A 12,246-nucleotide genomic window follows, 5' to 3' on the forward strand; every position below is an offset into this window, starting at 1 on the left:
AGCCGCGATCGCACTCTCTGTTGATATTCATCTCCAAGATATCCTCAATTGGAGAGATGACCATAGGGTGTATCTGTTATAAAGCTGAGTGTGGTTAACTGGCGGCTTTACCCGTTTCTCAGCACTTTAGAAGCGATCGCGCAGCTTGAAACAATAATTCTTTGCTAACAAGATTATTGCTTCTCTGCTTGATAAATATAGACATTGTCGAAAGCTCCTACCGACTCAAAATGATAAGAAGGCAGGAACGAACTAACCGACAAATCGGTGCGATAAATGCTAAAAAAGATAAAATTTTGCCGCTCTGTCGTTTCAGCAATCAGCCGCTTCACCTGCGGGCTGCCCGTCTCAACTAATAACATACATTGACGCTTCAAAAAATTCTCAAAGTTTTCTGGAGCCTTTTCACAAACATTGTCTTTTATGTACACCGTTAGTTGCTGTAAGGCAAATTCTTCGTACTCCTCCTGAGTGGGATTCGTCAGCGCCATCGCTACACCCAGTCCAGCCAAAGCGACTCCCGCAATCGTTGTAATAACCTGTAAACCCTTCATGGGATATTAAAACCATTCTTTTGTAGCCTTTGACTACGGCGATCGCCGTTTGAGTTCCAGGTTAACTGACGAAAGACTGGATCAACTGGCAAGCACAATGCTATATTAAAAATCTGAAATGGCGAGCGTAGCCAAGTGGTTAAGGCAGTGGATTGTGGTTCCACCACTCGGGGGTTCAAGTCCCCTCGTTCGCCCTGGCTCTTGTATAGACGTAGATCATCCGTCTCTCAAAAGTCATTACTTTTGGGTGCGACTACTACAAACAAAGACCCCTCTCCAGAAGCCTGCGGAATATGGCTGCAACACTGGGAGGGGTTATTAATATTATTGTTGTGACGCACACTACTTGAGGGGAACAGCCTTTACATCAACCGTGTCTGAATTGGAAGTTGATCCCACACCTGCAACATCCGCTTCAGAGACCGCTTGCTCGTCACGAGACTTGAGGCGCTGAGATAGCATTTGGGAAACTTCAGCAACCAGGAGCGTCAGAATCACACCATCGTCAATCCATCCGATGATGGGTATGAAATCCGGGGCAATATCAATCGGGCTGAAAAGATAAAGTAATGACCCTAGAATCACCCACCAGCGATATTTGGGATTGCGGATCGCGTTGCGATACCAGTTGTAAATTGATTGGATTGAAAAATTATTCATTATTGAATCCTCTAGTTATTTTTAATATTGACAAATCTACCAGCATTATGTAGGTGTGGATATCCACCCGAAGTTTGACTAGAAGATTCGACACTCACGGGAGAACCTCGTCCTTTAGTTCAGTCTGAATGACAATGCTTGTCTAAAATTGGAATGGCTTCAAGTTGTTAAAGAAAATTAAAAGCTTGGGGAGTGTAGGAGGAAAGAATCGACCGTGACTTTTCAAGAACTAATCGAGAAAGGTGGGCCAGTGATGTGGCCTCTGCTGGCTTTATCGCTGCTGTCTCTAGGCACTATTTTTGAGCGCCTGTGGTTTTGGGCAAGAATCTTGACTAAAGAAAGAGAAACTGTGGATCGGGTGCTAGAAGCAGCAACTCGCAACTGGGGAGTTGCCACTGAGATTGCTCACCAAGCCAGAAAACAGCCGATTGGGCGCTTTCTGTATGCTCCCTTACGACTTTCTCACCCCGATCCAGAATTGTTTAGGCTGGCACTGGAAGCAGCCGCAGACGAGGAATTGGCTTCGATGCGCCAAGGCGACAAAATTCTAGAAGCAGTGATTGCCCTTGGTCCCCTACTAGGATTGTTGGGAACCGTGTTGGGATTGATCAGATCCTTGAGTGGTATTCGCCTCGGCGATCTCGGAACATCTTCAACCGCTGGAGTGACTCTAGGGATTAGCGAATCTCTGATTAGTACGGCGGCTGGGCTGATAGTCGCCATTACCAGCCTTGTTTTCTATCGGCTGTTTCAAGGTTTTTTGTTTAACCAAGCCAAAATTTTCCGGAGAGCGGGAAATGAGCTGGAGTTAATGTACCGCCAGGAATGGCCTAAACTTGGTATCGATCGTCATCCGATGAAGGCGAAAGTAGAAACTTCAGATACGGCTGAACCCTAGAAATCCATTGTCATTGGTCATTAGTCATGGGTTATTAGTGAGTAGCAAAGAATTAGAGACTAAAGACTCATGACTTTTTAACTTCCCCTGTTGTTTGAACTTATGAAGATTAACTTGGATACTCCGGGTGATGACGCCCGAATTGAGATTATTCCCCTGATCGATGTCATCTTTTGTATCCTGACGTTCTTTTTGTTGGCAGCGTTGCAACTGACTCGTCAGCAAGCAATTAGCGTGGATTTGCCCAAGGCTAGTAGCGGCACTCCGCAAATGCGAGAGATGTTGATGGTGAGCTTGGATGATTTTGGTCAAATTTACGTGGAGCAACAGCAGATCAATTCAAAAGATCAGCTAACTCAGTCGTTGCAGAATTACCGCTCGACAAATCCAAATGGGTTGATGGTGCTGTACGCTTCTCGGACTGCAAGTTACAACGATGTCATTCAGGTACTGGATTTGCTGAGAGATGTGGGAGGCGATCGCGTGTCTTTAGCGACTCTACCCGGGTCCGGTGATGCGGCGGCTGGCTCTAATACGCAGGTTCCTACGGCTCCTAGTCCCGGTTTAGCGCCCTATTCCGGCAACGCTCCTATCCAACCTTATAATCCTTATGCGCCACCCAGTCCATCAGCCAATCCATACAATCTGGGTCAGCCGCAATTGCCTGTGGCTCCGGGACAACCAGAGATTAATCCCACGATTCCCGGTACTACGATTCCCGGTACTGTACCCGTGACACCGACGGTTCCGGCTCCCCAAGGGACTGATTCTGCTCCCAAGAGGTAGGGACAATTCTGTCAATTTACAGAGGTCGAGGCGCGATTGTTTGTTTAAGGTAGGGATAATCAAAAGATTTTTTCACGCCTCAACTTCTGGATAGGAGGTTTATAAATATGGATTTAATTGATGTGCTGATTACCTGGTTGGTAACAGCCGCCAGTTTGTTAATTATTAGCAAGCTGCCACTCGGAGTTGAAATTGATAACCCAGGAATTGGTTATATTTCGGCAGCCGTTTTTGGAATTTTAAATGCAGCGATTAGCTTTGTATTTTTTACCTTGCCGAATACGCTAACATTTGGCATCTACGGATTTTTTGCAAAGCTTCTGACTTTGGGTTTATTCTCTTTTGTCCTTAATGTCATTGCACTGACAATAGCCGCGAGATTGATTACAGGCTTTCGTTTGGAAAAAGGGATTTGGAGTGCGGTCATCGGTGCGATCGCTCTCGCCGCTGTCAGCAGCTTTATTACCAGTGTCGTGATTGGTCAGCCAACAGCAATTGCGTAAAGAGTCGATCGAAGGGTAGGCATCAATTAGCGTAAACTAACCAATAACTTTAAAAGCCCGGTTTCTGATAGAAACCGGGCTTTTTGCTGGTCAGTTTTTCGGCTGGAGATCCCTCATCGCTCCCTGGTTCCAGGGGGCGATGAAAAAGTTGCAAGAACTTTAAGCAGGAACTTGAATTTTTTGGCTACCGGCAAGTCCAAAAGCGGCGTGGATGGCCTGTAAGGCGGTGACGCCCTGATTTTCTGCTACGACGCAGCTGATTTTTATTTCAGAAGTTGTAATCATCTGAATATTGATTTGGTGTTGGGAAAGCGCTTCAAACATTTGGGCGGCGACACCGGGTTGCCCGACCATACCGGAACCGACGATACTTACTTTAGCGATCGCTGTATCCACTAAAACTTCACCGCAGCCTAAGGATGGTGCGAGTTTTTCGAGTGCTGCTTTCGCTTCTGCTGCATCTGCTTGGGCGACGGTGAAGGCAATATCGCGGGTCCCGATCCCATTCACCACGCGACAGCGTTGGGATTGGATAATCATATCCACGCTGATATTTTTCTCAGCCAAGAGTCCAAAAACTTGAGCTGCCATCCCTGGACGATCGGGGATATGACGAATGGCGAGACGCGCTTGATTGAAATCAAGGGCAACACCGCGCACGGGGGGAGCGGAGTGCTGAGGACTCAGGGCTGAGGACTGAGAAATTTTGCCCTGTTGTTCCACACTACTTTCTACAATTCTGTTTTGGTGGAGTGGGGAATTGTTGACCTCGAAGGTTTGGCACAAAAGAGCGATCGCGCGATCGCAATCATCCGCATCAATGACGCAACTAACTTTCACTTCCGAGGTGGAAATCATCTGAATATTGATCCCAGCACTAGAAAGCGTAGCGAACATCTGCGCTGCTACACCCGGACGCCCAATCATTCCCGCACCCGCGATCGAGACTTTGGCAATTTGCCTGTCTACCATCACCTCGGCTTCTCCGTCTTCTGGGTTGTTTGAGCTGCGGAGGGCGGGCGCGATCGCTGCGGCTACAGCTTCTGCCCGATTAATGACGTTTTTGCTAACTGTAAATGCAATATCGTTGGTGTTGCCTTCGTGAATCGACTGGATAATCAAGTCGATGTCCAAGGCTTGATGGGCAATTTCACCAAATAACCGCGCCGCCACGCCAGGACGATCTGGCACCCGCAACAGCGCTATTTTCGCTTGGTCGGTATCAAATTCTACCCCATCGACAGGACGGGCAATTTCTAAATCTTGGAGCGATCGCGGCTTGGGCATTGGAGAAATTACCCTTGTCCCAGGATCGTCCGTCCAGCTGGAGCGCACTACCAACTCTACGCCATAATTTCGGGCAATTTCCACCGCGCGAGGATGCAGTACCTTTGCCCCTAAACTAGCTAACTCAAGCATCTCATCGGAGGTAATCTCCGCCATCAGCTGGGCTTCCGGCACTAACCGGGGATCGGTGGTAAAAATTCCTGGCACATCCGTATAGATTTCGCAACAGCTGGCTCGTAAAGCTGCCGCCAGTGCCACCGCCGAAGTATCGGAACCGCCGCGTCCCAAGGTAGTAATTTCCAACTCTTCGGTACTGGAAATGCCTTGGAAACCCGCCACCACAACCACCTTACCCGCGTCTAAGTGACGTTCCATCCGATGTGTCTGGATATGCAGAATCCGGGCGCGGGTATGTTCGGCTTCGGTAACAATTCCAACCTGTGCGCCAGTGAGAGAAACCGCTGGCTGTCCCAATTCCTGCAATGCCATACTCAGCAAGGCGATTGAGACTTGCTCGCCAGTAGAGAGCAGCATATCCATTTCCCGACGAGAGGGATTTGTAGAAATTTGGTTGGCTAATTTCACCAATCCATCAGTCGTCTTCCCCATTGCCGAAACTACGACAACCAGCGAGTTGCCCATCTGGGCTGTTTTTAAAACCCGCTGAGCGACTGCCTGAATGCGTTCCACCGAACCAACTGAAGTGCCACCGTATTTCTGGACAATTAACGCCATAATTCTCTCACCAATCCTGCCTAGGGATATACCCACAGGCTTTAGCCTGTGGCTACACAAACCAAGCCCGCCTAAGCTCGTAAGCGCACTAAAGGTGCGACAGGCTGACACGGCAAGGCATTTTATCTTCTTTTAACCTAATTAAATTATCAGACTTGCCGGGACAAAACAGGCTGACTTTAGATTGTGTTGATTGATTATCCTCAAACATCTATCGCAGGTAGTGTGGAGATAGAGCGAAGGGCTTAAGGATTTTCAAGGATAATGCGATCGCTAAAAATTCCAGATGCACAAATTCAAAGATAGCTGTGTTAGTTGAGTGGGCATCGCCCACCTGACAGCTCTAGTGCGATTTGATAAGCATTGCGAGGCGCTTTCCTAGCCATGCTGCACTCTCCGCCAAAACTTCACCTTTAAACCCTCGCGGGGATAGACTGTCGGTAGCATCACCATATCCAAGTTTTGTCCGGGAAGCAGTTCCCACTCATACTCGCAGACTAACAACGCAGCAAACAACTTGATCTCCAGCTTGGCAAACTCCCTGCCCAGACATTCTCTCAGTCCCCCACCAAAGGGGATATAGCTCATCGGTTTTTGTTTATCCTCCGCCCGTTCGGGGGCAAAACGCTCTGGGTCAAAGCATTCTGGCTGAGTATAGATGCGGCTATCTTGATGAGTCGTGCCGCTGTGATAAAGTACCTTCCAACCTTTGGGGATTAAGTGGCCATTAAACTCGCAAGATTCAATGACTTCTCTAGGGCCAGTTGATGGAGGAAAGACTCGCAGAACTTCCTTCAAGACTTGCTCTAGATAGGTCATCTGCTTCAGATGCTCCAGGGTCAGCGGTTGGGGAAACCCCAATTGCTTTTGCTCTGCACGGATAGCCTCCTTAACTTCTGGATGCTGCGCTAATAGAAGACATAACGAAGAAAGGGCAGATGACAACGTATCGTGACCTGCAAATAATAGGGTTAGAAGTTGCTCTTTGAGTTCCTGTAAACTCAGAGTGTTTCCTGCTTCATCTCGCGCTTGCAACAATAAACCTAAGACATCTTGAGTCGATGTAGCTTGTTGTTGACGCTCTTTGACTATCTCCTCAATTCTCGCCAGTATCAGCTTGCGACATCGTAACGCCCGACCAAACTTTGTCCAAGGTAAGGGTACGGGGATGGAAAGTAGCCCTTTTCCCCAAATTTCATACCACTTGCCAAAATCGCGATCGCTGGCAGCTTCGGTTCCTATCAGCAACTTGCAAGCCACATCCAGCGTGTATTTTCTTAGTTCCGAGTACCAGGAAAAGTGACCCAAAAGCTCCCACTTGTGGAGATAACTGCGGCTAATCTCCTCCATTGTGGAGGCATACCCTGCTAATGCGCGAGGTTGGAAGGCTTGCGATAGCAGTTTGCGCTGTTTTAGATGTTCATCTCCCATCTGCATCACGACCGATCCATTTCCCATCAACGCTTTGGTCTGCGGGGGGACACCATTGGCAATTCCGTCAGAAAAGTAGTGTTTCTCGTTGGCAAAGAGAAAGCGGGTTGCCTCGGCTCCAATCAAGAAGATGGTAGGACGACCCAACACATGAGTTTTGAAGATTTGTCCATATTGCTGGTATCGCCTCTGTACAAAGTTTGGATCGCGTAAAAAGCTGATGGTTTCGCCAATAATTGGTAGACCAAAGCTCCCAGGAGGTAAAGGTAGCGATCGCGCTTGTTTGGTCGTTGTCATTGTTTCCTCTTGGCTCCACAGCAAAAGGCTCGGATTAATATCGATACGATTAAGTATCGTAATTGCAATAGGGAGTGTCAAGAGGAGCTGCCTTAGGGTAGCAGGACATTTTAGACAGAGCCACAGCTTTTAAAATTCACCAGGCTATTCCAACTCCCAACTTGTTTTCTTCTTTTGTATGAATCATTACCGCCTCCTGACAAACTTGATATGGATGAGTACAGACATAAAATCAAGGACAATCAGCGATGTTGAAGGGAGAACGAGTAACGCTACGGGGTATACGGCGAGACGATCTACCGAAACTGTGCGAGTTTAACAATGATTTAGCCGTTGAATTGGCAGGTGGAGGCGATCCACCGATACCCCAATCCCTGGAACGACTGCAAGCAGAGTTTGATCAAAATGCCGCCAAAGGTGGACGAGATGGCACCTGGTTTGCGATCGAGGCAGATGGCAAGTTCATTGGGCAGTGCGGCTTGGTTGGTTTTGATATATTTCAGGGGGTGGCGCGTGTCTGCGAATTAGGCATTGCAATTGGGGATAAGGAATATTGGGGACGTGGCTACGGTCGTGAAGCGATCGCATTGCTGCTGGATTATGCGTTTCGATACTGGAATCTACATCGAGTTTGGTTAAGGACAAACTCAAGAAATGAACGCGCGATTCGCTGTTATCAATCCTGTGGATTTGTGGAAGAAGGTCGCCTCCGGGGTCACGAGTGGTATAACGGCAGCTATATTGATACGCTGTGCATGGGAATATTGCGCGAGGAGTGGGAGCACATTAAGAAACAAGACTGATTGCATCTAAGGCAACTCCCCATATAACAATTCTTTGAGAACGCTTGCAGCAAACTGCCCTTGAGAACACTTGAGAACATTGCTTGGGCGAAGATGAGTTTATGAATAAACCTATCAAAAGCCCGCCTGGACGCCCACGTAGCGAAAAATCTCATCAAGCGATTCTACAAGCAACTCTTGAGCTGCTAGCAGAAATGGGATATCAAGCTATGAGCATCGAAGCGATCGCTGCACGCGCTAAAGTGGGCAAAACTACCATTTATCGGCGGTACAGTTCCAAAGAAGAACTGGTTGCAGACGCGATTGAAAGCCTCAGAGAGGAAATATTGATACTAGACACGGGTAGCCTCTGGGGAGATATTGATATCCTCATTGAGAATGCAGGGAAAATGGTACTCAGCCCCTTAGGTCGTCAAACTGTTGCCCTAATTATTAGTACAGCGTCTAGCAGTCCGACTTTTGCCCAGGTCTACTGGAAAAAATACCTACAACCGCGACGGCAAGCCTTTGGAGTCGTGCTGGAACGTGCTAAGGCTAGAAATGAAATTCACACAGATATAGAACCCGATTTAGTCTTCGACCTGATGAGCGGAGCAATGTTATATGCGATGGTCTTTCAGCCAACTGATGAGACATTTCAAGCATATATCCGTCGTGCTTTGGAGCTTTGTCTCAAAGGTAATACTGCCTAAAATCGCATTGAGGCAGGTGTTCTGCATCGGTTAAGCTTTTCTAGAAGTTGCTCGACTTGCTTGGTATCTTTACGACGCCAACCATAGATTTATCACAAGAGCCACTAACTTTAACAACTCTGTTCACCAGCGATTCCCGATTGCGATCGCATTATAATCTTCTGTATTTTTCGGATTTAATTCTCGCTTGCTAATTTCTGTCGTAACTCCCGAATCGCAACGCTAGTATTGCGCTCGGAGGCAATTCGGAAACATTCCGCGATGACTTCTAAAACATTCATATTGGGGAAATAGCGGCTGCTGGTTACAACCGTGTAGCGATCGCTCTGCAAGCTGTAAATCTTAAGCTGATTCTTTTTATATAGCCAAACTTCCGGCACTTGATAAGGCAGGTAGTCGTTTACATCCGTATAGCTGGTTACATCTATCTCAATTACCAAATCGGGGGATGGCTCTATTTCCCAATTGATGCGGTCTTTTCCTGCAACTGCTGCCCAGTTATCGATATAAAAGCAGTAGTCCGGTTCAATGCCGCTAATCTCTGGGAGTTCCATCGTAATCGGGGTAAATGCCTCGTAGTCCTGCCCTAAATGGTCTAGGAGAGCTGTTACCACCATTGCAATAATGTGGGCTTCTCGTCCGTGCCGGGGTAGCGGTGACATTAACAAAATTTCTCCGGGTCGATACTTGATACGAGGAATCAAGCGATCGCCTAGTTGTTCAGTTAGTGCTTGATAGTCCTGCCAACTACCGGGTAGCCGCACCACGGCGCCTGCGGGTAACTGGATTTTCTCTGGTGTGATAACTGCAAACATTGGACTTATACCTCCATCTCCACTGTAATCCTTGTATCGCACCTAACCATCGTGTCGCAGCGCAACAAAAAAGTTCTGCCCTAAAAAAGCATAGAGTGCCCGATCAGAAGGCTGATTAATCCTTTCCTAGACTCATAAAAATTGATGAGGAGAAATTTTTGGAAAACCCTTTGGAAGCAATGAATCGGTAATTTAGGCAATGTGAATATTCGAGTTTAGAGTAACAACGCAAGTCAAAAGGGCGATCGCGTCTTTTTTCATTCTCATTGCGAACTGACAAGTCAGCGCTTCGCGGTCGCGCCATTCCCAAGCATCCGCTTAAACATTTGCTGAATACTTCCTAAGGCAGACTTTCCAGGCACAACAATCTACCTGTAGCCGTCGCTACGCCTGTTTTAACCCTGGCACACTAGGCTAATATGAACATCTGTAACGGAAGCCTTGCCAGTTGGTAAAGAAATGTTAGTTCAACCGTAGCCACGGGCAACATAAAACAAAGGATGTCAATTTTATGGTAGTAGCAGTGGAAAATCAGTCTCCTCACCATGTTGTGATTGTCGGTGGCGGCTTTGGCGGACTTTATGCTGCCAAGGCATTGAGCGGCGCACCTGTCCATGTGACACTGGTCGATAAACGTAACTTTCATTTGTTTCAGCCACTCCTTTATCAAGTCGCTACCGGAACGCTATCCCCAGCAGATATTTCATCTCCTCTGCGTGCGGTACTCAGCGAGAGCAAAAATACTAAAGTGCTGATGGGAGAGGTAAAGGATATCGATCCACAACAGCGAAAAGTCATCCTCGCTGGCGAAGAACTGATCTACGACACGTTAATCGTTGCTACAGGTGTGAGCCATTTTTACTTTGGCAATGACCAATGGGCAACTGTAGCGCCAGGATTGAAAACCGTTGAAGATGCGCTGGAAATGCGGCGTCGCATTTTTATGGCGTTTGAAGCGGCAGAAAAGGAAACCGATCCCGAAAAACGGCGTGCCTGGTTGACGTTTGCGATCATCGGCGGAGGGCCGACGGGGGTAGAATTAGCGGGAGCGATCGCAGAACTCGCTTACAGCACCCTCAAGCGAGATTTCCGCAACATTGACACCGCTGAAGCCAAAATTTTGTTACTGGAAGGGATGGATCGCATCCTACCTCCCTACACACCAGAGTTATCTGCAAAAGCAGAAGCCTCTCTTCAGCGCTTAGGTGTCACTGTGCAGACAAAGACGCTGGTGACAAATATTGCAGAGAATATTATCACCACAAAACAAGGCGATAAAATCGAACAAATTCCAGCGAGAACAACCTTATGGGCAGCGGGAATCAAAGCTTCACCAATGGGGAAAGTTTTGGCAGAACGCACAGGCGCTGCAATTGACCGGGTGGGGCGGGTTATCGTTGAATCCGACCTGAGTATAGCAGGACATCCTAATATCTTTGTGGTTGGAGACTTGGCAAGTTTTTCTCATCAAAATGAGAAACCACTACCAGGTGTTGCACCCGTGGCGATGCAAGAAGGGGAATATGTTGCTAACCTGATCAAACAGCGGATTGCCGGTTACAGTATGGCACCTTTCCAATATGTTGACCGAGGCAGTATGGCTGTTATCGGGCGGAATGCTGCGGTAGTCGATTTGGGTTATGTGAAGTTTTCCGGTTTGCTCGCTTGGCTCACCTGGGTATTTGTTCACATTTACTTCTTAATTGAGTTTGATAATAAACTCATCGTCATGCTCCAGTGGGGTTGGAATTATTGGACTCGCAAACGTGGGGCAAGATTGATTACCGGCGACGAGGTAATTGGAAAGGTAGGAGTAGACGCTAACGGCGATTATTACGTGCCCTTGAAGAGTAAAGAAACGGTGGAAGTTTAAACGCAAAGGTACGCGAAGGTTTACGCAAAGGTTCGCCGAGGAAAGATAGCTCTTTGGGAACCTTTGTGTTTAAAAAGACGAAATTAATTTCGTCGATGAACTTGGGTAGCAGTGGCTTGATCGGTGGGGACTAAAAGTAGTTCGCTGATATTAACGTGAGCAGGTCTGGTGACACAGAAAAATATTACATCGGCAATATCTTCTGGGGTTAGAGGTGTTAAACCTTGGTAAACTTTTTGAGCGCGATCGCTATCCCCATGAAATCGTACTTGACTAAATTCCGTTTCAACTAACCCTGGATCGACTGAAGTCACTCGCACAGGTGTTCCTAGGAGGTCTTGCTTTAAACCTTCGGAAATAGATTTCACAGCGGCTTTAGAAGCACAGTAGACGTTGCCACCGGGATAGGTTTGATGACCGGCAATGGAGCCAAGATTTACTACATGACCTTTATCCCTCTTTACCATTCCTGGCACTAGATAGCGGGTGCAATAAAGTAAGCCTTTGATATTGGTATCGATCATTTCTTCCCAGTCTTGAATGCTGCCTTCATGGAGTTTATTTAACCCCCGGCTAAGACCAGCATTGTTAATTAAGATATCGACATCAGACCAAGCTTCTGGGAGAGAAGAAAAGGCGGATTCAACAGAAGCGCGATCGCGTACATCTAGTGCTAACAGATGCAACTGGCAAGAAAATTCCTTTCTGAGTTCCTCTGCGAGTTCCTGCAACCGCTCTTGGCGTCGAGCCACTAAGATCAGTTTGGCACCCGCTTGGGCAAATACTTTGGCACAAGCAGCGCCAATTCCACTACTCGCACCAGTAATTACAACAATTTTGTCTTTGATAGAAATCATTCGTTTTAACTAATTTTATAGCAATTATAAGTAATTCGTAAAGCTCTATTCTTTT

Annotated in this window: 12 protein-coding genes and 1 tRNA gene; 7 read left to right on the top strand and 6 right to left on the bottom strand. The window is 47.3% G+C overall.

Annotated elements, in window-relative coordinates; all coding sequences use genetic code 11:
- Positions 1-173: 173 nt before the first annotated feature.
- On the bottom strand, positions 174-554 hold the full coding sequence (locus NC997_RS02905; protein WP_190411813.1) for a DUF4359 domain-containing protein: 381 nt from the start codon (positions 552-554) through the stop codon (positions 174-176).
- Between the two features lie 121 nt (positions 555-675).
- On the opposite strand from NC997_RS02905, the gene NC997_RS02910 reads away from it, so the two are divergent.
- A tRNA-His gene (locus tag NC997_RS02910) sits at positions 676-748 on the top strand.
- Positions 749-896: 148 nt separating this feature from the next.
- On the opposite strand, the gene NC997_RS02915 is transcribed toward NC997_RS02910, so the two are convergent.
- Positions 897-1,214, bottom strand: a complete 318-nt coding sequence (locus NC997_RS02915) for a YkvA family protein (RefSeq protein WP_190411812.1) — start codon at positions 1,212-1,214, stop codon at positions 897-899.
- A 214-nt stretch (positions 1,215-1,428) separates the two neighbouring features.
- Between NC997_RS02915 and NC997_RS02920 the strand changes: the two genes are divergently transcribed.
- The 3 genes from NC997_RS02920 (at position 1,429) to NC997_RS02930 (ending at position 3,401) form a co-directional block, all read left to right on the top strand.
- Positions 1,429-2,112, top strand: coding sequence for a MotA/TolQ/ExbB proton channel family protein (locus NC997_RS02920; protein ID WP_190411811.1), 684 nt, complete (start codon positions 1,429-1,431; stop codon positions 2,110-2,112).
- A gap of 102 nt (positions 2,113-2,214) precedes the next feature.
- Entirely contained in the window at positions 2,215-2,898 is a 684-nt protein-coding gene (locus tag NC997_RS02925; protein ID WP_190411810.1) for a biopolymer transporter ExbD, read from the top strand.
- 107 nt (positions 2,899-3,005) lie between these two features.
- Positions 3,006-3,401, top strand: coding sequence for a phage holin family protein (locus NC997_RS02930; protein ID WP_190411809.1), 396 nt, complete (start codon positions 3,006-3,008; stop codon positions 3,399-3,401).
- Positions 3,402-3,560: 159 nt separating this feature from the next.
- Here NC997_RS02930 and NC997_RS02935 read toward each other — a convergent pair whose 3' ends face one another.
- The gene (locus NC997_RS02935; protein ID WP_190529546.1) at positions 3,561-5,423 is read right to left on the bottom strand and encodes an aspartate kinase; all 1,863 of its coding nucleotides are present in this window, start codon (positions 5,421-5,423) and stop codon (positions 3,561-3,563) included.
- Positions 5,424-5,801: 378 nt separating this feature from the next.
- Entirely contained in the window at positions 5,802-7,151 is a 1,350-nt protein-coding gene (locus tag NC997_RS02940) for a cytochrome P450 (protein ID WP_190529554.1), read from the bottom strand.
- 248 nt (positions 7,152-7,399) lie between these two features.
- Between NC997_RS02940 and NC997_RS02945 the strand changes: the two genes are divergently transcribed.
- Together NC997_RS02945 and NC997_RS02950 are read left to right on the top strand one after the other, a co-directional pair.
- Positions 7,400-7,954 carry a GNAT family protein gene (locus tag NC997_RS02945; RefSeq protein WP_190529556.1) on the top strand — a complete coding sequence of 185 codons (555 nt, stop codon included), beginning with the start codon at positions 7,400-7,402 and terminating at the stop codon, positions 7,952-7,954.
- Between the two features lie 101 nt (positions 7,955-8,055).
- Positions 8,056-8,646 (top strand): TetR/AcrR family transcriptional regulator, encoded by a 591-nt coding sequence (locus tag NC997_RS02950; protein WP_190529558.1) that lies wholly within the window; start codon positions 8,056-8,058, stop codon positions 8,644-8,646.
- Positions 8,647-8,822: 176 nt separating this feature from the next.
- Here NC997_RS02950 and NC997_RS02955 read toward each other — a convergent pair whose 3' ends face one another.
- Complete coding sequence (locus NC997_RS02955) at positions 8,823-9,461, bottom strand: Uma2 family endonuclease (RefSeq protein ID WP_190529560.1); 639 nt, start codon at positions 9,459-9,461, stop codon at positions 8,823-8,825.
- A 511-nt stretch (positions 9,462-9,972) separates the two neighbouring features.
- Between NC997_RS02955 and NC997_RS02960 the strand changes: the two genes are divergently transcribed.
- Positions 9,973-11,334, top strand: a complete 1,362-nt coding sequence (locus tag NC997_RS02960; RefSeq protein WP_190529562.1) for an NAD(P)/FAD-dependent oxidoreductase — start codon at positions 9,973-9,975, stop codon at positions 11,332-11,334.
- A gap of 83 nt (positions 11,335-11,417) precedes the next feature.
- Here NC997_RS02960 and NC997_RS02965 read toward each other — a convergent pair whose 3' ends face one another.
- A complete protein-coding gene (locus NC997_RS02965) occupies positions 11,418-12,191 on the bottom strand; it encodes an SDR family oxidoreductase (protein WP_190529564.1) in 774 nt (257 codons plus the stop codon).
- Between the last annotated feature and the right edge of the window lie 55 nt (positions 12,192-12,246).

The organism is Trichocoleus sp. DQ-A2 (assembly GCF_039961915.1).
Taxonomy (GTDB): domain Bacteria; phylum Cyanobacteriota; class Cyanobacteriia; order Cyanobacteriales; family FACHB-T130; genus FACHB-T130.